This window comes from Clostridium thailandense, from assembly GCF_019207025.1.
Classification (GTDB): Bacteria; Bacillota; Clostridia; order Clostridiales; family Clostridiaceae; genus Clostridium_AM; species Clostridium_AM thailandense.
This window is the reverse complement of the sequence record NZ_JAEEGC010000125.1, coordinates 1-23,364: the sequence shown is the minus strand read 5'-3', so window position 1 is coordinate 23,364 and position 23,364 is coordinate 1. Positions and strand designations below refer to the sequence as shown.

Genomic DNA, 23,364 nt, shown 5'->3' with positions numbered 1-23,364 from the left:
ATTGAAATCCCCCATTAGCTATTTATTAAAAAAACTATTAATATCATTCTCCATTATAAAATAATCATAAGTGGCTTTAGATACTGAAGCTATAAGGCCTCTAGCATAACTATCACTTTCTGCTTCATAAGTAAGCATTACAAACACATAATCCCCAATTTTATTATGATACACAATACCTGTATCGTGCTTCAAGCAGTCCAAGTCACCTGTTTTATGTGCTATGACTAAATCATCTGGTAAATCCATTCTCATCATAGAATTATCTAATTGAAGTTTTAATATTTGTATCATAATGTTATCATATTCTTCATTGATGAATTTGCCATGATAAAGCTTATCAAGTAATAAGGCTACATCTTCTGCACAGATATAATTTTCTTTTCCATTTTTGATAGATTCAAAATCCATCATTTTTCTTGAAAGGACTGTGTTTTTAAATCCTTGTTCACTTATAAAATAATTTATATTTTCAATTCCTAGCTTATCTATTATCACATTAGTAGCGGTATTATCACTTTGAATTATCATCAAAGTTAATAAATCCTTGATACTATAAGATTGTATAGATTCAAGTACAGATACTATACTAAAAGAAACTTTCTCGTCTCTTTTTACAGTTATCATTTCATTTAAATCTAATTCACCTTTTTCTACTAGTTGAAAGGCCTTGCCTAAGATAAAAAGTTTTATTATTGAGGCTGAAGGTACCTTTGCAGTGGCATTTATACTAAGGGTCTCGTTGGTTTTATAGTTTTTTATCACCAAACTATATTTGGAACTTACTTTTTGCAAAAGCTTATTTAATTGGCTACTTAACATTTAAAACACACCTTTCATATATCTTACTTTGTAAATAGTCTTTATTTATATTTTAATTATTAATATATAATATTTTTATACTTTAATTGTACTACAAAAATATTATATAAACAAAGTACATAAAGCTTAATTATTGATGCCGTTCCAACTCTTGAAAGGTTATGGGTATTGTCTTTTTATTTTGCTATTAGATTTATAGAAAAATATGTTACAATAGATTATAAAATTGCCAAGAATAAATTGTTGAATAACAGCAACTAAATGTGATGATTTTGAATGGTAGATGAGATAAGAATGATACTAGGAGGAATAGTTATGGAAGTTTTGCGTTCAGTTTGTCCTTATGATTGCCCTGATACATGTGGTCTTATTATTAATGTTGAAGATGGAAAAGTCATAAAAGTACAGGGTGACCCTGAGCATCCTTTTACCAGGGGAACACTTTGTCCTAAAATGGCTCATTACGAAAAAACAGTTCATTCAAAAAAGCGTATTTTAACTCCACTTTTAAGAAATGGAGCTAAGGGTAGTGGTCGCTTTGAGCCTATATCATGGGATAAGGCTATTAAACATATTGCAACAAAATGGAAAGAGATTATTGTTAAATATGGAAGTGAAGCAATACTGCCATATTCTTATGCAGGAACTATGGGACTAGTGCAGCGTAATTCAGGTCATCCATTTTTCTATAGTATAGGAGCATCAAGACTTGATAGAACTATTTGTGCACCAGCTAAACAGTATGGATGGGATGCAGTAATGGGAAAAACTATGGGACCTCATACTGATGAGATACAGGAAAGTGATTTGATTATTTTATGGGGTATCCATGCTCTGGCAACAGATATTCATATTATTCATGATATAAACATTGCCAAGAAAAAAGGAGCAAAGGTATGGCTAATTGATACCTTTGAAACCGATACGGCTAAAATTGCTGATAAGGTTATTATAGTTAAACCAGGTACAGATGGAGCTTTAGCGCTTGGAATGATGAATGTAATAGCAAGAGACAATTTAATTGACAAGAATTTTATAAATAAATATGTTCAAGGATATGAGGAACTTAAAGATAATATTTTAAAAGATTATCCACTAGATAAAGTAAACGAGATAACAGGAATTGATGCTTCAGTAATCGAAAATATGGCAATACAATATGGAAAGGCTAAAGCACCATTTATTAGAATGGGTAGTGGTTTATCACGCTATGGTAATGGAGCAATGAGTGTTAGAACAATTACTTGTTTACCGGCACTTGTCGGTGCGTGGGGAAAACGAGGAGGAGGTCTTCTAACATCGACATCAACATCTTCTGCCTTTGATAAAAAACTTGTAACTCGCGAAGAGTTTCAAAAAAAAGAAGCAAGAATTATAAATATGAATGAATTAGGTAATGCTCTAAATGAAGTAAATGATCCACCTATTATGAGTCTATATGTGTATCATTCCAATCCAGCAGCAGTGGCTCCTGATCAGAATAAAGTACTAAAAGGGTTATCTAGAGAAGATCTATTTACAGTAGTTCATGAGCGTTTTATGACTGATACGGCTAAATATGCTGATATTGTTTTGCCAGCAACAACTTCCCTTGAGCATAGTGATTTATATAATGCTTATGGTCATTATGTGGTACAGAGAGCATATCCAGCAATATCGACTTTAGGTGAAGCAAAATCTAATTGGGAAGTATTTAGTTTGCTTGCAGATGCTATGGACATAAACAAATCCTTCTTTAATCAGTCAGCTGATGAATTAATAAACAGTATTTTAGAAAAGTCATCTTCATGGCTTGCAAATACTAAAATTGAAGCATTACTTAAAGGAAAACCATTAGAATTACCATTGCCTGATGGTTATAAAACTAATTTTAGAACTCCTTCAGGCAAAATTGAAATTTTAAATCCAGCTGAGGATGAACCTTTACCAAGATATTTTGAACCTCATGGAGACAATGCAGAATTTTGGCTGATTAATTCTCCAGACCCACGATTACTAAACTCATCCTTTAATGAAAGAGAAGATTTGATAAAAGACAATAGAATGATTTTACAAGTAAATCCAGAAGATGCCTCTAAAATAGGAATAGAAGATGGTAAACTTGTTACTGCCTATAATGAAAGAGGAGAGGTAGACTTTAAATTGAAAATTACAAATAAAGTCCCAAAAGGAGTTGTTGTTACTCAAGGAGTCTGGTGGATTGAAAATACACCAGGAAATCGTTCGGTTAATGCGCTAACATCACAAAGACTCACTGATAAGGGGAATGGAAGTACTTTTTACGATGTTAAGATAAATATCAAGGCTAAGAAATAAGTATAGGAAAGCACAGCCTATACCTAATTCATAGTTATACCCATATTTCTTAATTTCTATATGTTAAATATTTTTAATAAATGGTTATTTTTATCTTCTGCATTGGATAGATATATTTAAATATGATGTCTATTATGTTATAGTATAAATTATAATATATGTAAAAAAATATGGCCTTTTTAGGAGGAATAGAATGGATAGTAATAGTAAAATTGTAACATTATCCCTAAGAATAAGATTGGTGATTATGGTATTTGCGGCAATAACTGTTTCTGTGATCAGTACAGCTTGGTATTTATTAAGAAACTTGGATAAACCTGTAGGAACTTTAATAATTAATTTAATTCCTGTGTATCTTATTATAGCATTAATTGGATGTACATTAATTAGTTTTATGTCACAGATGATTATTGTGAATCCATTAAAGAAAAGTTCCTTGTTAACACAAAAAATTGCTGAAGGTGATTTAACTGTAGATATGAATTTATTTACTTTCGCAGAAGTAAAAGAAATGGTTGATTCAGTGGATAAAGCGCGAGAAAATTTACGTCAGCTAGTTACAGAAATTAAAAAATCTTCACTAGAGGTGGATGGATCAAGTAATGAGTTAGCAAATGCTTTGGAAAATGCTAATTCCAATGTAGAAAGAATAACAAATGGATTAGAAAATCTTTCAAATGATTTTATAAGCAACGCGGATGCTATAAAAGAAATGCTTATGGTTATCAATAATATTACTGAAAATTCTCAACAGGCAGCAGAATTATCATCAGATATTTCTGATTATTCAGGAGTGGTTAAGAGTTCTGCTATAAAAGGACAAAAATCCGTTGAAGATATAGTTGGTATAATCAATGAAATTTCAGATTCGTCGAAGAATATGAATAATCAGATTAAAGCTTTAGAAGAAGCTAGCTTAAGAATAGGAAGTATAGTACAAATAATTTCACAAATTTCAGAACAAACTAATCTTCTGGCATTAAATGCAGCTATAGAAGCAGCAAGAGCAGGGGAATCTGGTAAAGGTTTCGCAGTAGTTGCTGAGGAGGTTAGGAAGCTTGCTGAAGCAAGTAAAGAATCTCTTGGAGATATTGTTAGTTTGACCAAGGAGATGCAGGTACAGACAAATAATGTTGTTCAAGGTGTAAGTGATACAGAACTAAAAGTGAATTCAGGAGTAGAAAAAGCTAAGCTAACACAATCTTCTATAAGCGAAATAATTACCAATGTAGAAGGTATTTTAGGACAGATAGATGGTCTTTCAAATGCTGTTACACAACAAGCGGCATCTTTGGAAGAAATGAGTTCTTCTATGGATACTGTAAATAGTTCAGTAGCAAAGGATGCTAAAATTTCTTCGGAAATAAAGGATAATATGAGAAATCAGGAGAAATCCTTTGGGAATATATCAGTAACAGCTCATAATCTAAAAAATATGTCAGATGGAATTGAAAAATTAGTGAGTAAATTTAAAGTGTAGTTTTTTCGAGGCTATATATTGAATTGATAATGAAAAGTATACAAAAGCAAAGCTGAGTGAAATTAAGAAAGCTTTTACTTATGTATACTTTTTTAAAATTGTATATTCATAATTATATTCTGCTGAGCATAGACATTCCTGTCACAGCCCCCCAATCTAATAATGTTAATGCTTGTGTTCCGAAATAAGGACTTAGAAATGGTAGATAGATTATACCTAATAGCATAGCCATAGAAGAAGCAACTCCAATGTTCATATATTTATTAGGTAATAATCTTGATTTATTTCCTCTGCAATCATATATATTTAAAAATTGAGAACATATTAGATTTGAGAAGGCCAAAGTTCTAGCTTTATTTAACCCTGTTCCTAATAACAATGCCCCTTCAAATATTCCGAAGGTAGTTAAACCTATTCCAATGCCTCTTCTAGCAATTTGCATACCTAATTTTTTATTAATTAATGGTTCATATTTTCTTACTGGTGGTGAATCCATTACATAATCACTTGATGGCTCTGTTGCCAGGGCAGATCCCAAAATACTTTCTGAAATTACATTTGTCCATAGTATTTGCATGGATATTAGAGGCAAAATTCCGCCAACAGAAGAAGCGAGGGCAATTGCTATTATTTCACCAAGATTACCTGCTAACAGATATCGCATAGAATTTTTTATATTATTGTTAACAGTTCTTCCTTCTTCGATAGCTTTTACTATTGTACAAAAATCATCATCGACAAGTGTTATGGATGCAACATCTTTAGCTACATCACTACCATTGCTTCCCATGGCTATACCTATATTGGCTTCTTTGATAGCAGGTGCATCATTTATACCATCACCAGCCATTGCAACTATGTATCCAAACCTTTTGAAAGCTTTTACAATTCTATGTTTTTGTTCTGGAGAAGTTCTAGCAAAAACTTGTATTTTCTGAATTTTAGAATCCAAATCTTCATCAGTCATATCATCTAGTTCTTTTCCAGAGATGACTAGTCCGTTTGTGAGTAGGCCTAACTCCTTTCCTATGGCCGCCGCAGTATTCTTGTAGTCACCTGTAATCATAACCACCTTAATGCCTGCTTTATAGCATTTCTTTATGCAACCTTTAACACCAATCCTTGGAGGATCTTCCATTCCTACCATCCCTAGAAAAACAAAATTATTATCAATATTAGTTGAGTTCTTATTGCCAATTTTTTTGTAGGCAAAAGCTAAAACTCTAAGAGCATCTTCACTCATTTCATCACATATTGATGTTAACCTTTCCTTATCAGCTGATGTTAAAAGTTTTTCAACTCCATTTTCATAAATAGTAGTGCATTTTTCAATAATACAATCTAAAGCACCTTTGCAATAAGCAATTTGACCTTCTGGACCATCAGAAATTACAGTCATGAAGCGTCTGGAGCTGTCAAAGGGGATTTCTCTTAAACGAGGATTGAAGTCTCTAATTATATGATCATCTAATCCTAATTTATTAGCAGCAGTTATTAATGCTCCTTCTGTTGGATCTCCCTTTACAGTCCACTTACTATTATTACCTTCTATTAAGGAAGCATTATTGCAGATTATACCTGCAGTAAATAACCTTTCTACGCTAGATTTTCTTGTAGGATCACCTTCAATTAAATGTACATCACCCTCTGGGGTGTAACCTGAACCAGTCACATCATAGAGGCATTCATCGGTATAAACTCTTTTTACTGTCATTTCATTCATGGTAAGCGTTCCTGTTTTGTCACAGCAAATAACATTAGTAGAGCCTAAGGTCTCTATTGAAGTTAGTTTTCTTACAATAGCATTATGCTTACTCATTCGCTGCACACCTAAAGCCATCGCAACAGTGACAATGGCTGGCAAGCTTTCAGGTAGAGCCCCTATGGAGAAACTCACTGACATAGTCAAAACCTGAGCAATACTTCTACCTGCAAGCAAAGCACCAAAGCCTATAACTGCACAGGAAATCAAGCATATTTTAGTCAATTTTGCGGTGAAATTATCCATTTTTATCTGAAGTGGGGTCGACTGTGATTTTATGTTTTGAAGCATTGCAGCGATTTTCCCTATTTCAGTATTCATTCCTGTAGCGACTACAATTGCTTTGCCTCTGCCACAAATGACGTTAGTACCCATAAATAACATGTTATATCTACTACCAAGCTCAGTAAATTTATTACATAAATCAGTGGATTTGATTACTGGAGTAGATTCTCCAGTTAGTGATGCCTCTGTGGTTTTCAAATCGTAACATTCAATTATTCTAGCATCAGCTGGAACCTTATCGCCGGCTTCGACTAAGATTATGTCTCCGGAAACCAGTTGCTTGGCGTCTATGTATAGTTCACTTCCATTTCGCATTACCCTAGCTTTGTGTACTAGCATATCCTTTAGTGAATACATAGACTTTTCTGCTTTATACTGCTGTACAGTCCCTAGCACAGTCTCTATAGCAACTATGCCTAGTATTGCTATAGCATCTGGAATTTGACCTAAGAAAAAGGATACAGCGCTGACTCCAAGAAGCAACTTCACTGAAAAATCATTAAGATTCTCCAAAAATTTAGATAATAATGAACTCCTTTTTTTCTCAGATAGTACATTTAAACCGAGTTCCTTTATCTTCTCTTTTGCTATTTTATCCGTTAAACCGTATTGAAGATTCGTTTTAAGTGAAGTTTCAATTTGATTTTTATCCATTGTATGCCAAGGTGCTGAATTATCGGTCGTTGAAGAATTAATGTTATAAGCGTTATTATTCAATGGTGTTTTAATATCTTCAAAGGTGATAGGTGAGGCAGTTTCCTCTTTCATATCATTTATTTTAATTATGTTAGAATCATAACTAATTCTAGATTTTTTTATATAAATATTAATTTGTTTTTCAATATGCTTCTCAGAGACTACGTCTTCGTCAAATAGAATTAATACTTTACCAGTTATAATGTTAGCCTTTGCAACTTTTACTCCATTTAAAGACATGATGTATTTAGTTATTTTGTCTGCTTCTGATTGGTTCCTATAAGTTGACTTAATTTGAATTCGTATTCTTTTATATAGAAATTCCCAATCATTTTTGTAGTTTTTAGAAGTTCTAATTGTATGGATCATTGTTCTATCACCTTTCCTAAACCTATAAGCTATTAAACCAATAAATCTATATCCAGAATACTTCATTATATTTTCCAAAAAAATTACAAATTATTCTCTCTTTTTAACATCAATTTAACATTTACTTTATGAACAGTTTACCTTGCAAGGATAAAATAATGGAGGTTAGTATTTTAAGAAACTTTACAGAATATATGTAAGGAGTTTACTATGAAGAACATTAGTTTTTACTCTCTAAACTATGTAAATGAACTTGAAACATTTTGTATCTTACTTATAGAAAAAGAATTAGATATATTTTTTTCTTCATGTATCAGGTCAGCCCTTGATTATTCTCATATGATATCTAATAATTTGGCATTACATGAAATGAAAAATTTTGAAGAAAAGGTATTATCAAAGCGTCAGATTAAAGAACTTATAAAAGATATATTGTTTAAGGTTAATATAGAAATTGCTAAATGTATGGGCTATTCAAATCCAGATGTTGTGCATACAGAATCAATAGGATGTAATAATGATTTTATTAATGAATTAATTAATGATTTCAAGGTTACTCAAATAATATGTAAAGTTTGTGAGTATATTATAGATTTTGCTATATCACGTTCTCTAAAGGGCATATGCAAAAGCGATATGGTAAATGATTTAATAAAAAGAAATATTTCAGGCAAGAATATATTGAAAAAAAATAACTTGATAAACCAGAAAAGAAAACACCAAGAATTATTATATAAGCAAATAGAAGGGTTTTTGACTAATACAAAGGTTACTTTAAGAAATGAGTTGATAAAAGCCTGTATTATTAATATAAATAACATTCAGAATATATCTTATGAATTTTCAATTGCTTAATTAACATATGAATTTTAATGAGTTAAAATGTATTCGTAAATATATTTTATGAATAAAAAATAGATAATTTAAAGTTTAATTAAAATAGTTTTAATGTTTATATAACATTTATCTCGTAATATAAAGATGAGGTGAATGTTTATGAGTGTACAAATATATCATGATTGTAATTTTAAAATTTATAAGGCTGCAAATGGATATATATTACACAACATCCATAAAGAATTTTCAGAAGGACATACTCACGTACAAAAATATGATACCTGTATGGTAATAATTAAACTGCTTGAGAGAAAACAGTTACCAAGAAGCAAGAGTAAGTATTTTATGGAAAGCTTAATAAGAGTTAGTAATGATCATAAATATATAAAAAAGGTTCTTCGACTCATGTAGTCTTTATCTTACAGTTAACATAAAATGTTCACAAACTAAATACAAGCTAAACAATTATGAATTACAATAAAAGTGTTGAAAATATAATAATAACTATTCCAGTCTGAAGCATTGATGTAAGTATCAATGCTTATTTTTTTATATGATTAAAAATATATATTTAACGTAAGTCAAAAAATTTACCTATCAAATAATAACAGTACATCATGCAATAAGTATGTAAGTGTTAAATAAGGTTTTATAGATAAAATTTTTCTAAAAAAAATAACAATGTTAGCTTATTTGAAAATAGTTATAACAATAAAAAATTATTGTATTGATGTATTATTAAAAGGAAAATGTCAATAATAAATTTGATTAAGATTTTAGAGAAAGGTTGATACAAAAATGGATAACAGCAATAAGGAAGACTATGTAGGAGAAATAAGAAATATATCTCAAGACAACAATAACTCTTCAGATAAAATTGAAGAGTTACAAAGAAAAATGCAGGAAGAATTGGATACTCTTGAACAAAAATATGATGAAATAAGTACTCAAATACAAGAATTACAGAATGATAAATCTGATTTGAAAAATAGTATTAAAACAATGAATGATGGCTTTCAGCAAGTTAGCAAAAATGTGGAAGATATATTAGCTAAACTTGATAATATTGGTCTTGCAAGTAAAGACTTAGATAACGATATGCATAATAGAGAAACAAAATTTTCAGCAAAAAAAATGATATTGAACCCTTTGAGAAAGCTGACTGTAGGAGCTATAGGCTCAGTACTTGCAGTAATTGATAAAACTTCTGAGTTAACTTGTGGAGCAAAAGAAAGCTTTGAAGATATAGTAGCAGAAGCTCAATATCAACGTAGAAGAAAACAGATGGGCACAGTGGATGAAGCATGAAACAAATAATTTAAAATTTAGAAAAATAAAAGTTATCTCATCGATTCCTGGGAGAATTAGAATAAATATAAGTGGATTACTTAGAAATGAGAAAATAGCATTTAGTATAGGATATGAATTAGCTAAGCACACTAATATAGTATCCTTTCATGTAAGTAAGAATAGTGGAAATGTTTTAATATATTACAAAGATATTAGCCTTAGTAAAGGAAACATATTAATTCTAGTAGAGAAAGCTCTTAAATCCAGTAATGAAATGATAATTCCTGAAAATATAGATAGAAGACATTTAATAAAAATTCTTATTGATGCCATGAATCCGCTTTCTTTATTTAGAAAAAAGCATTCAAAAAAGATATATGAGAAGGAATATAGTATTTCTAATAATATACTAAAAAATTCAATAGGTTCATCCAGTATTATATTTTTATTTACTTCTAGTATTGGCAGTGTTATTTCTGCATTAATACTAGGTTATCCAGGGATTTTGTTTGCTATAAGTGCAGCTTCTTACTATTATGCATCAACTAAACTAAAAATGGCCAATATATATTTAAAAAGTAATAGTTCGTTAACTTTTCTTAATAATATTGATACTTTATTGGTAGAGAATGATGTTTTTCAAGATAGATTTCACAATATAAGTGGTTTACAATTAAGTAAATATGATATACATAAATTAACAATATTAAATAAAATAGACAATCCTGTTAATTGCGATTTTGAGTCACTTATAAATAATATAAGAATATTAGGTGTAAATAATATATTTATAATTGGAAACAGTCAAAGTGGAATTATACAGTACATTAGTTACTTATTAGGAGTAGAAATATTAGATATAAATAATTTAGAAAAAAAACAAAATTATTTAATGGTAAATAAGCTTAACAATACAGTTTCACTAACTACAGACCGAATTTTGGAAAGTCAATTAACATATTTTCATAGTGACCTAATTATATGTTTGTATAGAAATAAAAGTCCAAATATCTTAAACGCAGACATCAATTTGGAATATTCTAATATGAATAAATTACCTTTCCTGATGGAATTAAGCTATTTTTGTAGAGAGATAAATACTCAAACTCAAAATATTGCAACTACACTAAACATATTAGGTATTCTACTTGTGACCTTAGAATATTTAACACCATTAAGTTCTATATTTTTTTATATTTTAAACACTTTTGTTATGACTTTAACTTTAAAATTAAGATTTAAACGATTCTTTTCCAAGAGTTCGAACAAACAATAAAGAATATATAAAATTATATTAAGGTCATTAATGCTTAAGTATTAATGACTATAAGTTTTTATATAAAGAATTAATACGTACATATGGAGGAGTTCTGCTATGAGAAACAAAAAGATTTTATATGGTGTAGGTATAGGACTATTAGGGGCTAGAGTTTACCCAACTATAAGAAAAAATATGAAGCCTATTGCCAGAAAATTTTTAAAAAATGTAATAATAATTGGTAAAAATACAAAAGCTTTTATAAATGAAGTGTTAGAAGAGACAGAAAATGAGGATAAACCATGTCAGTTTGAAGTAAATAAGGATACTCAGTATGAATTAAAATTGCTAAATGAGGAACAAAAACATGCATTTAACAAAATAACGGAGTTAAAAAGACAACTGAAGAATATATCAGAAAAAGTTGACAATCTTTAATACATAATAAGGAGGCTGAATTTTAAAGTTGAGAGAGTTAAGTATATTACCTGGAAGAGTTAGATTTCAATGTAATAAAGCCTACCGAAACAAGGAACTATCAAAATATATTGATTCATATACAGAAGGCTTATATGGAGTAGAATATAGCAGAGTGAACTATAATACAGGAACTATTTTAGTTTTATATGATGAAGCAAAGACAAACCTTAAATTAATTAAAAGCAGTATTGAACAGACATTATCATCTGAAATAAATTACAATGATGAAGCTTTTAGTTCTCATGATTCATACTATCGAACTAAGGAAAAAAAGGAAATTGTTAAAAATAATTTTATAAGATCTAGCTTAATCTATTTATTTTTTAAAATTAAACAATTTGTATTTGGAAAATCATTTCTAAGTGGCAGCTTTGCTGCGCTTGAAATAGCCTCAATTGTAACAATAGTAGGTGGTTATTCTCTATTCAGAAGTATATATAACCGTTCTGTAAGACGCATATATCCTCATCCGGATGTTTTTCTTAAATTAGTAGGATTTATTTTAACTATTTCTAGAGAAAGCACAGAGGGTCTATTTTTAATTCTATTAACTGATTTTACAGATTATATAAAAGCATCTGCCGACTTAAAGTGTGAATGTTTGCTGAAAAAGAGCTTGGTAAGACCTCCTAATACGGCTTGGTTAATTACAAGCAATGGTAGTGAAATTTTAACTTCAGTTAAGTCATTAGAAATAGGTGATTCTATATTAATACACCAGGGGGAGGTTATACCTATTGATGGAGAAGTCATAGGAGGAAAAGCTGTAGTAAATAGTATTTATTATACAGGGCAGCCGTTTGTATCTTTGATAGAAGAAAGCAATAAAGTATATGAAGGCATGATTGCAATATCTGGAGAGTTGAAAGTTCGTGTGCTAAATTTAGCTAATCCACTTAACAAAAATGATATTTCTATTGAGAAACTACATTTAAGAGAAAAAATTATAAGATATCAAGAAAGAGCACTTCCTATAGCAATAATATTATCAGTTTTAAACTACATGTTTACAGGTAATATATTAAATGCTTTATCAATAATATTAGTCTTATGTCCAGCATCATCAGAGTTAGCATTGGGCATAGGAATAAAAAATTATATGCATTTACTGAGCAAATATAATATATATGTTAAGAATCCTAATACTTTTGAAAAGGTTGTTAATATTAACAGCATAGTTTTTGATAAAACAGGTACTCTTACTTATAAGGATATGGATATTGCATATATTGAATCTTTTGATAAAAATTATACAAATAAAGATCTTTTAAAAATATGCACTACTTGTGAAAATGGCATATATAACAAAGTTCCAAAAGCTTCTCAAAGCGTGCTAAGAGAATCATGGGATAATAGTGCTGAAGAAAACTTGGAAAGTTCAGTTTTAATACCTTCAAAAGGAATAAGTACAGAGTATAATGAACATAAAATATTAATTGGAGATGCAGATTATCTAAGACAAAATAGTATTGTCTTAGATAATATATTAGATAAATATTTGTATTATCAAAATAATTTGTTTAATCCGATGCTTATAAGTGTGGATAATTCGGTAGTGGGGTTAATTGTAATGCAGGAAATCATACGAGAAGGTGCTTGTGATCTAATAAAAAACCTTAAATTTAATGGTATAAAAGATGTATCTTTAGCAACAGGAGATCATTATGAAAAAGGTATCTATGTTGCTAATAAATTAGATATAGAAAATATTCATGCTAATTGTAGTAATGAGGAAAAGCTTAAAATTATACTAAGACAAAGATCTAAAGGTCCAGTTATGATGGTTGGAGATGGAATAAATGACCTCTTATCAATGAGAGCTGCGGATGTAAGTGTCAGCTTTGCAAATTATTCTAGCGATGATATTAAGTTCAATTCAGATTACGTCATTTTTGATGATGATATCAGCAGAGTAAATGATTTAATAATGTTATCTAGGGATGCCTATAGGAAAATAGATCAAAATATTATGATGGCAAATTTATATAACACTTTTTTTGGAGTACTTGCTTTCTTTGGAAGCTTTAATCCATTTGTTGCAAAATCAATAGATACAATAAATTCTATTTTTGCATTAGTTATGAATGAAAGAATTAGATTGGGACCAAAACGTTTAAATTAATTCAAAAATTTCAAAATAATGTAATTAATTAGAAAGAAACTGGGAATAATATGCTTTATTAAAAGTTAGAAAGAGGTCAGGAGAAAAATGAATAACAGCAATAATGGAATTAGAGAAACAAGAAATACAATTCAAAATAACAATAATTTTTCAAATAGTATTGAGAAATTACAAAAGAAGATTCAGCAGGAATTAGATAGTATTCAACAAAAGTACAGTATAATAAACACACAAGTACAAGAAATACAAAAGGATAAGTCTGATCTAAAAAATAGTATTAAAACTATGAATGATGGATTGCTACAATTACAAACAAATTCTCAACAAGAATTAAATAGTCTCAAACAGGAATGTAAGCAGACAAGTGAACAAATACAAGAGTTGCAAAAAGGTAAATCTAATTTAGAGAATAATATTAAAGCCATAAATGATAGTTTTCAGCAATTAAAAATAAATACAAAACAAGAGATGAATAATGTTAAAGAAGAATATAATCAAACAAGTACACAAGTACAAGAAATACAAAACGATAAGTCCGATTTACAAAATAGTATTAAAGCTATGAACGATGGTTTCCAGCAATTGCAGATAAATACGCAGCAGGAATTAGATTGCCTTCAACAGAAGTATAATTTAACAAGTACACAGATACATGAACTGAAAAAGGATAAAGCTGATTTGAAAAATAACATGAAAACAATGAATGATGACTTACAGCAATTACAGACAAATACTCAGCAAGAATTACATAATCTTAAAGAAGGATATAGTAAGACAAATGAACAAATACAAGAATTGCAAAGTAGTAAGCATGACATGGAAAGCAATATTAAAACTATAAGTGATAATTTTAATCAGGTTAATAAAAACATCGAAGATATATTATATAAACTTAACGGCATTAGTGAAATGAATAAAGCTCTAGAAGATGAAAGAATAAATTTCTCAGTAAAGAAAATGCTGATTAATCCATTAAGAAAATTGACAGTAGGGGCGGTTTCTTCAGTTCTTTCAGTAGTAGATAAGACTTCAGAATTAACCTGTGGGGTAAAAGAAGGATTAGAAGATATGGTAGCAGAAGCTCAATATCAGCACAAAAGAAAACAAATGGCTAGAATGGATAGAGTTTAGTATAAGTTGGTAAAAATATTATACATAAGAATCAACTAAATAAAAAGAAGCTTTTGATAACTTAAGCTTCTTTTTATTTAATGTATATTAAAAACTTAGATTATTAAACTTTATAAATCAATTATAGTAGCATAGGCTATCTGATTCTTCTTGATATGTTTTGATTGTGCCCCCTATGTCTAGCTATATCTAATCCGCCAAGAACTATGTGAGCTAATCCAAAACCTATGGCTCCTGTTGCAATTACAGGTGCAATTTCCATAGCTGTCAAAGTGGCTCCAGCAGCTGTAACTGCGGTTCCTAGTACAGCTGGTATAACTCCCTTACGTGCCATATAAAATTCCTCCTAACTATTAAATTAGTATTCTTACACTATATATAATGTGATTTATTCTATTATAATATGCCTGTAAAATGTTAAAGGCAAATCTATTATAGATATTATGAATATGACATTGCCCAAATTACATAAAAAATAGTTGTACCAATGCATTATTAAAGGAAAGTAGCAAATAATAAAATTGACTACGATTTCAATAAGGAGTTGATATAAAATGGATAACAGCAATGAGGAAATGAATATAGAAGAACTACAAAATAAAATGCAGCAAGAATTAAAAGAACTGCAAGAAAAATATAGTCAAATGACTACTCAGATACAAGAATTACAAAATAATAAATCTGATTTGAAAAATAGTATCAAAACCATGAATGATAGCTTCGAACAGGTTAGTAAAAATGTTGAGCATATATTAGCGAAACTTGATAACATTAGTGGAACTAATAAAGATTTAGATGATGAAGATTTACTAGATGAAGATGCACCTGATAAGAAAATAGGTTTTTTAGTAAAGAAAATACTATTTACCCCATTAAGAAAGTTAACAGTTGGGACTATAGCTTCAGTTCTTTCGATAGTAGATGGAACTTCTAAGTTAACATGTGAAGTAAAAGAAGGATTTGAGGATATAGTAGCAGAAGCTCAGTATCAACGTAAAAGAAAGCAGATGGCTGCAATGGATGAAATATAAGATATAAAACTAAAATATTGCGCATAAGGAGTTTTTCATAATGGAAAATAACACAAATAGTTCAGCAAAGGTGACCTTAATAGGTGATAGCTTAAATAAAGCTAGGACAGTTATTCAAGACTTGCTAACTTTTAGCCTGGAGGAAATCAAAAATAATCCTTCAAGTGAAGAAGAAATTTTAAATCTATGGTTAAGTTCTATAAGAAATGTAGAGGAATTCTTTTTTAAAGAGTTTGAAAGAACAAATAATAAAAAAATATATAAGCGTATGATAAGGCTATTAATGTTTAAACGCTAATTACTTAAAACAATTATAAACCCATATGTTTTTTGCATATGGGTTATTTTATTTATTGTTTTAAGGTGTAACAGTGCCTTTTCTTCTGCAATAAATTAGTTAAAAAAACATTTAAGACATACTTAACAAGTTATAAACATCTATTTAATATTGAATTGTTATAAATATCTTGTAGACTAATGTTTAATTTATTCTAAGGAGGAAAAATATGAATAATAGAAGGAATATTTTAAAATCCGCCATAGGTATGAAACTTATTATTATACTTATAGCTATAACGGTAACACCAATTACACTTCTTGGTTTAATTTCATATCAAAAGTCCCAAGATATAATGATAAAGAGATTTCAAGTAACGACAGAACAAACTATTTTAGAAGTTAATAGAGGCATAGATAAATACTTTGGTAAATTTGATGAAGAATTAAACATATTAGCTGGCAATGTGGATTTTAAAGAACTACATATAAATCCACAAAATGAACCTTATTTAATTAGTCTACTTAAGGGGTTCAAAGAAAATAATAGCGACATAACATCTATTTATTATGGTACTAGCAATAAGAGTATGTATATGTGGCCACAGGAGGAATTGGGAAAAGAATTCGACCCGACAGTAAGGCCTTGGTATACAGAAGCTTTGAAAAATAAAGGAAATATTGTAATAACTAAATTTTACAAGGATGCTAAGACTAATAAGTCTACTGTAACTATTGCAAGAACCGTTGAATATAACGGAGAAATAGTTGGAGTTATCGCAATGGATATAGATATGAATAAATTAGCTGAACAGCTTTCTAATATAAAGATTGGTAAAGAAGGTTATGTGTTTATTGTAGATAAGGATGGAATTGCTCTTACTCATCCCGATAAAAATCAAATCGGTAAAGATACTGCCACAAAAATGAGTTATTGGAAAGATGTAAGTACTAATGATAAAGGATTTGATGAATATATTTATAATGGACAAAAGAAATATAACGTTTTTATAACAAACAAAGAAAGCGGGTGGAAAATATTCGGAGCTATACAACAAGGCGAGCTTAAAAAGGATATAGATATAATTAAAAATACAATAATTATTTTTGCATCTATAGCAGGTATCATCTCCATCCTTATTGCAATTTTGTTAAGTAGATGGATAAGCAGTAATTTGATTATTTTAGGAAATGCTTTTAAAAAGGCTGCAGCTGGAGATTTAACATCAAGAATAAGTAATAAATCTAAAGATGAATTTGCTCAACTTGCAGGTGGCTTTAATAGTATGATTGGTGAAATTTCTATGCTTATCAGTAAATTAAAAGAATCTTCAAGTATTATTGAGAAGGTTTCAGAATCAATAATAACAAGCAGTGGACAGACAAGTCAAGTTATCAATGAGGTTGCAACAGCAATAGATGGGGTAGCTGTAGGAGCAATGACGCAAAGTAAAGATATTGAAAATGCAGTACATGAAATCGAAAATTTAGGTATTGAAATACATAGTATAGTTGAAGTCACTCAAAAGATGGAAGAGGTCTCAAAAAACACAAAAAATATCAGCAATGAAGGTGTCGGCATTTTAGAAGTATTGATGGATAAATCAAATAATGTTAGAAAAACAACTCTACAGGTATCGGATATAGTAACTGATATGAGTAACTATATATCAAAAATACAGGTAATAACTAAAACAATTAATAGTATTGCAGAGCAGACAAATTTACTGGCTCTTAATGCAGCAATTGAAGCTGCTAGAGCTGGGGAATCTGGTAGAGGATTTGCAGTTGTAGCGGATGAAGTTAGAAAGCTTGCTGAACAATCCTCAAACTCTACTGAAGAAATCAAAGTATTGATAGAGGATATAAGTTTAATAACAAAGACTGCTGTGGAATCAATACAAGGTGCAACTAGTATAGTTAATGAACAAAATAAAGCAGCTAAAGATACTAAAAATATTTTTAACAACATAATAACTACTGTACAAGAACTAACAGATAGAGTAGATGTTATGGATAGCTTAATAAATAGAACTAATAAAAGCAAAGATGAAATAATTGGAACAATGCAAAGTATATCTGCGATTTCAGAAGAATCGGCTTCAAGCACAGAACAGGTTTCTGCTTCTACTGAAGAAATAACTGCAGTAATGGGCGAGTTTAATGGCTACGCAAATAATCTTAACGAATTATCCTTAAAATTTAAAAATGATATTAATAGATTTATAGTGAGTGAAAGAAAAATATGACAACAAAATAATTAGAAAGCCATTTTAAGGGTGTGGTTAAGTAATCAGTTCACAATGGATGGAATATAATGAAAACCAGCACCATTTAGGTGCTGGAAATATTATGCTCCTATGGATCTTGAGCAAGCCACCTCTTTTAGGTGTGGTCATGAATTATTTATTTATTATCCCAAGGTGCATAAGTTCCTTTTCCTCTGACTCAGTCAAATCTGCAAAGGTTCTAAACACAAATCCTTGATTCTTTAAATATGTTATTGTTTCAGGTAGTGACTCTACTGTAAAATGCTTGTAATAAGTGTCGTGCATAAGTATCACTGCAATTTTTTTGTCTTGACACTGATTTTTAACATTTCTTTTTATTTTTCCAACAGGCACTTCATGGCTATCCGCATCACCTGAACAAACATTCCAGTCTACATATTTTATACCATTATCGTTTAAAGCCTTTTTTATTAAATTTAAGTTTGCTTTACTTGTAATTAAATTAGTTGAACCACCTGGTAATCGGGTATAATTCATGGGTTCTTTATTTGTTATCTTTCTTATTGTATTTCTACACATTTCATAATCATTAATATAAGCAGTTGAACTCTTGTATATTTTTTTATAATCATGAGAATAGGAATGAACTCCTATACACATACCATTATTACTTAATTCCTTAAGTGCTGCAGGATTTTCTTCTGCTTTTATGCCAACTATAAAAAAAGTAGCTTTTATGTTGTTATCGTTCAATATTTTTAATATTTTTTTTGTATTATTTACAGATGGACCGTCATCAAAAGTTAAAAACACCTCTTTAGGTAATTTTTGAATACTTGCATTTTTAGAATTATTATTAAATGCGATTAATTCATCTGCGTATACAACAGTGTTAAAAATTGAAAATACAATTAATAATGCAAGTATGAAAACACCATAGCGCAAAGCATGAGAATTTTTCATAAGAAAAACACCTTCTTTGATTTAAAAATATAAATTTTATCTTAATGTTATCATTACCTCTATTTAATAAATAATTATAGTAATTTACCCCAAATTTTTATACAAAACAATTTTAAGGGTTGATAGCATACTTTTCAAATACTATTGATGAAGCTATGCTAGGCAGCCCTTTCGTATAAAAAAGAATACAACTTTTAAATATATGTACATGTTTTTGTACATACGGCATTTTTGAGCTTCATTTTTTGCACAGTAAACTTTAAGTGCTATATTCATAAATACAAGCTGTTATCAAGGGGGCAAAAATGTAATGGACGACATGTTTAAAGATTTATTAAAAACCAAAAAAAATTTTGTGTTTATTGGTGAAGCTGGCAGCGGTAAAAGCGAAATTGCTATTAATTTTGCAGTGAAAATTTCCAAACTAAGTGATAAGCAGGTTCATTTCTTTGATATGGATCAGACAAAAGCCATTTTCAGAGCAAGAGACGTAAGAGAAAATATTGAAAGTGAAAACGTTGTTTTTCATCATGAAGAACAATATTTTGATGCTCCAACTCTTGCAGGCGGTGTGAGAGAGCAGCTTTCTAACAATAACACTTGTGTAGTTATGGACGTTGGTGGAAATCACACAGGTGCAAGGATGATTGGCGGCTTTGCTCCACTTATTAACGATAAAAATACTATAGTATTTTTTGTGATTAATCCATACAGATTATGGTCAAAGGATACTTTATCAGTAGATGCAACCCTATCGTCAATTTTAAGGGTATCTCATATAAAAAAGGTCAATATAATCAATAATCCAAACTTGGGATATACCACAACTTCAATAGAAGTCATAGAAGGAAATGAAAAAATTAAGGCTATAATTGGTAATTATATTCAAAGTGATTTTTTGTGTGTAAGGGAAGAACTTTATGAAGATATGGTAAATAAAGTTGATATTCCACTCATTCCAATTAAGCTTTATATTCCATATCCTTGGATTGAATAGATTAATATTAAAAAAGGAGGAAGGATTAAATGGGAAAAGTAACAATCAAAACCGAAAGCTGTAAGAGTTGTCTTTATTGTATAAAGTTCTGCCCTAAAAAGGTGCTTGCAGTAGGAGAAAAAGTAAATTCAAAAGGCTATCAATATATTGTAGCAGAAAATTTAGAGGATTGTATTGCCTGCCAGATGTGCGCACAGATGTGTCCGGAGGCAGCTATAGAAGTATACAAGTAATGGAGGGAATAAATTATGGCAAGAGTATTTATTAAAGGCTGTGAGGCTATTGCCGAGGCAGCTGTAAGATCTGGATGCAGATTTTTTGCTGGTTATCCTATTACACCACAAAATGAAATTCCAGAATATCTATCAAGAAGACTGCCAGAAGTAGGAGGAGTATTTGTACAGGGAGAGAGTGAAGTAGCTTCTGTGAATATGGTGTACGGTGCTGCACAGACTGGAACAAGAGCTATGACATCTTCATCAAGTTGCGGTATCAGTCTTAAGAGTGAATGTATTTCTTATATGGCATCTGCACGTATACCGATGGTGTATGTAAATGTAGCAAGAGGAGGTCCTGGAATAGGAAGTATTCAACCTGCTCAGCAGGATTATCTGCAAGCCACAAAAGCAAGCGGAAACGGCGGCTTCAGAATGATGGTATTTGCACCTTCAACAGTTCAAGAAGCTGTAGATATGACCTATGCAGCCTTTGACTACGCACATCGAGACAGAAATCCTGTCCTTATTTTGACAGATGGCGTTGTGGGATCAATGATGGAACCAGTAGAGCTTCCTCCTATGAGAAGTGAGGAAGAGGTTAAAGCTCTTAAAGATTCACATAGATCCTGGGCGCTTGTAGGACACAGGCGTGATGAAAAAAGAGCTCTGATTTTGCCAGGTGGTTGGTCTGGTCAGGAGGATCGATGCAAAAGAAATGCAGAAATGTATAAAACCTGGGATAAAGATATTCAGGTTGAAGAATATATGATTGAAGATGCGGAAGTTGTTATTGCAGCCTATGGAATTTCAGGTCGTGTATCAAAATCAGCAGTTAATCTTCTTCGTAGGGAAGGGTACAAGATTGGGCTCATACGTCCTAAAACTATTTCTCCTTTTCCTTATGATTCCTTTGAAAACCTTGATTATGGAAAAGTTAAAGCTATTTTAAATGTTGAAATGTCAATTCCTGCACAGTTTATTTATGATGTAAAGATGGCGGTTAAAGACAGAGCACCTATAACTGAATGCTTAAGAGCAGGTGGAGAAATTATTACACGTACTGCAGTTATAAATGCAGCTAAAGAACTTTTTAACAAATAGGAGACGTAAAATAATAATTGTTATGTGATAATTAGGAATACAAGGAGGAAGTCTAATGGAAAAGATATATAAAAGAACTTGTGGCATCAGAGACGATATGGTTTCAGGTTTTTGTCCTGGTTGTATGCATGGCACAATTTTTAAACTTATTGGTGAAGTAGTTGAAGAACTGAATATAATAGACAGAACAGCAAATGTACAAGGGGTAGGCTGCTGTGGTCTTGCAATGGAATACGTTACTTATGATGTAACTACAGCTCCTCATGGAAGAGCTTGTGCTGTTGCTACAGGCGTTAAGAGAGCAAACCCTGAAACTATAGTTTTTACTTATCAAGGCGATGGAGATCTTGCGGCTATAGGTCTTGCTGAATCAATGTCCGCTGCTAATCGTGGAGAAAACATCACAGTTATTTTTGTAAACAATGGAATCTATGGTATGACAGGAGGACAGCTGGCTCCAACCACACTTTTAGGTATGAAGGCTACAACAGCACCTTTAGGAAGAATAGCTGAGGAACATGGACATCCTATGCATGTATGTGAAACCCTTAATACCTTTACCGCACCTGTATATCTTGAGCGTGTTAGCTGTAATACACCTCAAAATGTAAGAAAAACAAAGGCAGCTATAAAGAAGGCGTTTCAGAATCAGATTGATGGAAAAGGTTTCTCACTTGTAGAAATCGTTACAACATGTCCTACAAGTTATGGACTTGACCCTCTTAAAGCTCTTGATTTTCTTGAAGAGAAAATGCTTAAAGAATATCCATTAGGTGTAATAAGAGATAAATAGGAAGATTAAAGGTCTAAATAACCTTTAACTTTCAACCTGCGAGCGGGAGCGAGTAAGATTAGTTTTCCCCGTAGTCGCAGACAAAGATCTAAATGATCTTTAACTGGTAGTCTGCTAGTAAGAAATGGCAAATTACCGAATGTTTCGAGTGAAAGGAGAAAGAAGATATGGAAACAAACTTGTGCGTTGCCGGATTCGGGGGACAAGGTGTCATGACACTTGGAAAATTCTTAGCATCTGCAACCTGTGATTCTACAGACAAAAACGTTACTTTCTTCCCATCATATGGAGCTGAACAGCGTGGTGGTACAGCAAACTGCTTCGTTGTTATTTCCGATGAAATGATAGGAGCACCTTTAGGTGACGTTATGGATGATTTGATTGTTATGAACGAACCATCCTTAGACAGATTTATTGGTACATTAAAAGAAGAGGGAACACTTTTTATTAATAGCTCAATCGTTAAAAAAGAGATTGCAAGAAAAGATATTAAGGTCATTTCTGCTCCCGTAACAGAGCTCGCTCTTGAGATGGGAAACGCAAAAGTTCTTAATGTTATTATGCTTGGTGTATATGTAGGGTTTACTGATATTATTCCAGAGGAAGTAATGCTTAATACTATTATTAAAAAATTGGGCAAGAAGGCTTCACTAATTCCTATAAATAAGGAAGCATTTGAAAAAGGACTTGCTATCGGCAAAGCTGAAAGAAAGCTGTAATATTTTAATATTTTATTGACAACTATCAAACTTTATAGACATCCACACCAGACACTTAACTTATACGCAGGGATATATTTACATTCTGGAAGACACATTGAATACTTTTGTTATAAGTCTTAGCGAAGTATTTTAGAAAAAGTCTTAGACTATTTGATTGGTTAAAAGTCTAAATGACTTTTAACGA

Annotated in this window: 21 protein-coding genes; 17 read left to right on the top strand and 4 right to left on the bottom strand. The window is 30.7% G+C overall.

Features of this window, described 5'->3' with window-relative positions:
• Positions 1-18 precede the first annotated feature (18 nt).
• Positions 19-822: a serine hydrolase gene (locus tag I6U48_RS21595; RefSeq protein WP_218322557.1), complete on the bottom strand. Its 804-nt coding sequence runs from the start codon at positions 820-822 to the stop codon at positions 19-21.
• Positions 823-1,137: 315 nt separating this feature from the next.
• Between I6U48_RS21595 and I6U48_RS21590 the strand changes: the two genes are divergently transcribed.
• Together I6U48_RS21590 and I6U48_RS21585 are read left to right on the top strand one after the other, a co-directional pair.
• Entirely contained in the window at positions 1,138-3,138 is a 2,001-nt protein-coding gene (locus I6U48_RS21590) for a molybdopterin-dependent oxidoreductase (RefSeq protein ID WP_218322556.1), read from the top strand.
• Between the two features lie 193 nt (positions 3,139-3,331).
• Entirely contained in the window at positions 3,332-4,618 is a 1,287-nt protein-coding gene (locus I6U48_RS21585; RefSeq protein WP_218322555.1) for a methyl-accepting chemotaxis protein, read from the top strand.
• Between the two features lie 112 nt (positions 4,619-4,730).
• Here I6U48_RS21585 and I6U48_RS21580 read toward each other — a convergent pair whose 3' ends face one another.
• Positions 4,731-7,730: a cation-translocating P-type ATPase gene (locus I6U48_RS21580; RefSeq protein ID WP_218322554.1), complete on the bottom strand. Its 3,000-nt coding sequence runs from the start codon at positions 7,728-7,730 to the stop codon at positions 4,731-4,733.
• A gap of 210 nt (positions 7,731-7,940) precedes the next feature.
• Between I6U48_RS21580 and I6U48_RS21575 the strand changes: the two genes are divergently transcribed.
• The 7 genes from I6U48_RS21575 (at position 7,941) to I6U48_RS29820 (ending at position 14,848) form a co-directional block, all read left to right on the top strand.
• Positions 7,941-8,585 (top strand): hypothetical protein, encoded by a 645-nt coding sequence (locus tag I6U48_RS21575; RefSeq protein ID WP_218322553.1) that lies wholly within the window; start codon positions 7,941-7,943, stop codon positions 8,583-8,585.
• Between the two features lie 141 nt (positions 8,586-8,726).
• Positions 8,727-8,978 carry a hypothetical protein gene (locus I6U48_RS21570; RefSeq protein WP_218322552.1) on the top strand — a complete coding sequence of 84 codons (252 nt, stop codon included), beginning with the start codon at positions 8,727-8,729 and terminating at the stop codon, positions 8,976-8,978.
• Between the two features lie 387 nt (positions 8,979-9,365).
• Positions 9,366-9,875, top strand: coding sequence for a coiled-coil domain-containing protein 22 (locus tag I6U48_RS21565; protein WP_218322551.1), 510 nt, complete (start codon positions 9,366-9,368; stop codon positions 9,873-9,875).
• On the top strand, positions 9,865-11,133 hold the full coding sequence (locus I6U48_RS21560; RefSeq protein ID WP_218322550.1) for an HMA2 domain-containing protein: 1,269 nt from the start codon (positions 9,865-9,867) through the stop codon (positions 11,131-11,133). Before I6U48_RS21565 ends, I6U48_RS21560 begins: the two co-directional genes overlap by 11 nt.
• 99 nt (positions 11,134-11,232) lie before the next feature.
• A complete protein-coding gene (locus tag I6U48_RS21555; RefSeq protein WP_218322549.1) occupies positions 11,233-11,553 on the top strand; it encodes a hypothetical protein in 321 nt (106 codons plus the stop codon).
• A 28-nt stretch (positions 11,554-11,581) separates the two neighbouring features.
• Positions 11,582-13,717, top strand: a complete 2,136-nt coding sequence (locus I6U48_RS21550; RefSeq protein WP_218322548.1) for an HAD-IC family P-type ATPase — start codon at positions 11,582-11,584, stop codon at positions 13,715-13,717.
• 87 nt (positions 13,718-13,804) lie between these two features.
• Positions 13,805-14,848, top strand: a complete 1,044-nt coding sequence (locus tag I6U48_RS29820; protein ID WP_246615490.1) for a coiled-coil domain-containing protein — start codon at positions 13,805-13,807, stop codon at positions 14,846-14,848.
• 136 nt (positions 14,849-14,984) lie between these two features.
• Here the strand turns inward: I6U48_RS29820 and I6U48_RS21540 are convergent, their stop codons facing one another.
• Complete coding sequence (locus tag I6U48_RS21540; protein ID WP_218322547.1) at positions 14,985-15,182, bottom strand: asparagine synthase; 198 nt, start codon at positions 15,180-15,182, stop codon at positions 14,985-14,987.
• 220 nt (positions 15,183-15,402) lie between these two features.
• On the opposite strand from I6U48_RS21540, the gene I6U48_RS21535 reads away from it, so the two are divergent.
• The 3 genes from I6U48_RS21535 (at position 15,403) to I6U48_RS21525 (ending at position 18,404) form a co-directional block, all read left to right on the top strand.
• Positions 15,403-15,879 (top strand): coiled-coil domain-containing protein 22, encoded by a 477-nt coding sequence (locus tag I6U48_RS21535; RefSeq protein ID WP_218322546.1) that lies wholly within the window; start codon positions 15,403-15,405, stop codon positions 15,877-15,879.
• 40 nt (positions 15,880-15,919) lie between these two features.
• Positions 15,920-16,177, top strand: coding sequence for a hypothetical protein (locus I6U48_RS21530; RefSeq protein WP_218322545.1), 258 nt, complete (start codon positions 15,920-15,922; stop codon positions 16,175-16,177).
• A gap of 208 nt (positions 16,178-16,385) precedes the next feature.
• A complete protein-coding gene (locus tag I6U48_RS21525; protein WP_218322544.1) occupies positions 16,386-18,404 on the top strand; it encodes a methyl-accepting chemotaxis protein in 2,019 nt (672 codons plus the stop codon).
• Positions 18,405-18,557: 153 nt separating this feature from the next.
• Here I6U48_RS21525 and I6U48_RS21520 read toward each other — a convergent pair whose 3' ends face one another.
• The gene (locus tag I6U48_RS21520) at positions 18,558-19,349 is read right to left on the bottom strand and encodes a polysaccharide deacetylase family protein (protein ID WP_218322543.1); all 792 of its coding nucleotides are present in this window, start codon (positions 19,347-19,349) and stop codon (positions 18,558-18,560) included.
• 310 nt (positions 19,350-19,659) lie between these two features.
• Here I6U48_RS21520 and I6U48_RS21515 point away from each other — a divergent pair, with 310 nt between their 5' ends.
• From I6U48_RS21515 to I6U48_RS21495, 5 genes are all read left to right on the top strand, one after another.
• A complete protein-coding gene (locus tag I6U48_RS21515) occupies positions 19,660-20,346 on the top strand; it encodes an ATP-dependent Clp protease ATP-binding subunit (protein ID WP_218322542.1) in 687 nt (228 codons plus the stop codon).
• 29 nt (positions 20,347-20,375) lie between these two features.
• Positions 20,376-20,579: a 4Fe-4S dicluster domain-containing protein gene (locus I6U48_RS21510; protein WP_218322541.1), complete on the top strand. Its 204-nt coding sequence runs from the start codon at positions 20,376-20,378 to the stop codon at positions 20,577-20,579.
• 15 nt (positions 20,580-20,594) lie between these two features.
• The gene (vorB, locus tag I6U48_RS21505; RefSeq protein WP_218322540.1) at positions 20,595-21,665 is read left to right on the top strand and encodes a 3-methyl-2-oxobutanoate dehydrogenase subunit VorB; all 1,071 of its coding nucleotides are present in this window, start codon (positions 20,595-20,597) and stop codon (positions 21,663-21,665) included.
• A gap of 55 nt (positions 21,666-21,720) precedes the next feature.
• Positions 21,721-22,458 (top strand): thiamine pyrophosphate-dependent enzyme, encoded by a 738-nt coding sequence (locus I6U48_RS21500; RefSeq protein ID WP_218322539.1) that lies wholly within the window; start codon positions 21,721-21,723, stop codon positions 22,456-22,458.
• 167 nt (positions 22,459-22,625) lie between these two features.
• Positions 22,626-23,177, top strand: a complete 552-nt coding sequence (locus I6U48_RS21495; protein ID WP_218322538.1) for a 2-oxoacid:ferredoxin oxidoreductase subunit gamma family protein — start codon at positions 22,626-22,628, stop codon at positions 23,175-23,177.
• Positions 23,178-23,364 lie beyond the last annotated feature (187 nt).

Bases quoted from the DNA above. Each gene is read 5' to 3' on its own strand.
- I6U48_RS21595 (WP_218322557.1), bottom strand. From the start codon at position 822: ATGTTAAGTAGCCAATTAAATAAGCTTTTGCAAAAAGTAAGTTCCAAA.
- I6U48_RS21590 (WP_218322556.1), top strand. From the start codon at position 1,138: ATGGAAGTTTTGCGTTCAGTTTGTCCTTATGATTGCCCTGATACATGT.
- I6U48_RS21585 (WP_218322555.1), top strand. From the start codon at position 3,332: ATGGATAGTAATAGTAAAATTGTAACATTATCCCTAAGAATAAGATTG.
- I6U48_RS21580 (WP_218322554.1), bottom strand. From the start codon at position 7,730: ATGATCCATACAATTAGAACTTCTAAAAACTACAAAAATGATTGGGAA.
- I6U48_RS21575 (WP_218322553.1), top strand. From the start codon at position 7,941: ATGAAGAACATTAGTTTTTACTCTCTAAACTATGTAAATGAACTTGAA.
- I6U48_RS21570 (WP_218322552.1), top strand. From the start codon at position 8,727: ATGAGTGTACAAATATATCATGATTGTAATTTTAAAATTTATAAGGCT.
- I6U48_RS21565 (WP_218322551.1), top strand. From the start codon at position 9,366: ATGGATAACAGCAATAAGGAAGACTATGTAGGAGAAATAAGAAATATA.
- I6U48_RS21560 (WP_218322550.1), top strand. From the start codon at position 9,865: ATGAAGCATGAAACAAATAATTTAAAATTTAGAAAAATAAAAGTTATC.
- I6U48_RS21555 (WP_218322549.1), top strand. From the start codon at position 11,233: ATGAGAAACAAAAAGATTTTATATGGTGTAGGTATAGGACTATTAGGG.
- I6U48_RS29820 (WP_246615490.1), top strand. From the start codon at position 13,805: ATGAATAACAGCAATAATGGAATTAGAGAAACAAGAAATACAATTCAA.
- I6U48_RS21540 (WP_218322547.1), bottom strand. From the start codon at position 15,182: ATGGCACGTAAGGGAGTTATACCAGCTGTACTAGGAACCGCAGTTACA.
- I6U48_RS21535 (WP_218322546.1), top strand. From the start codon at position 15,403: ATGGATAACAGCAATGAGGAAATGAATATAGAAGAACTACAAAATAAA.
- I6U48_RS21530 (WP_218322545.1), top strand. From the start codon at position 15,920: ATGGAAAATAACACAAATAGTTCAGCAAAGGTGACCTTAATAGGTGAT.
- I6U48_RS21525 (WP_218322544.1), top strand. From the start codon at position 16,386: ATGAATAATAGAAGGAATATTTTAAAATCCGCCATAGGTATGAAACTT.
- I6U48_RS21520 (WP_218322543.1), bottom strand. From the start codon at position 19,349: ATGAAAAATTCTCATGCTTTGCGCTATGGTGTTTTCATACTTGCATTA.
- I6U48_RS21515 (WP_218322542.1), top strand. From the start codon at position 19,660: ATGGACGACATGTTTAAAGATTTATTAAAAACCAAAAAAAATTTTGTG.
- I6U48_RS21510 (WP_218322541.1), top strand. From the start codon at position 20,376: ATGGGAAAAGTAACAATCAAAACCGAAAGCTGTAAGAGTTGTCTTTAT.
- vorB (WP_218322540.1), top strand. From the start codon at position 20,595: ATGGCAAGAGTATTTATTAAAGGCTGTGAGGCTATTGCCGAGGCAGCT.
- I6U48_RS21500 (WP_218322539.1), top strand. From the start codon at position 21,721: ATGGAAAAGATATATAAAAGAACTTGTGGCATCAGAGACGATATGGTT.
- I6U48_RS21495 (WP_218322538.1), top strand. From the start codon at position 22,626: ATGGAAACAAACTTGTGCGTTGCCGGATTCGGGGGACAAGGTGTCATG.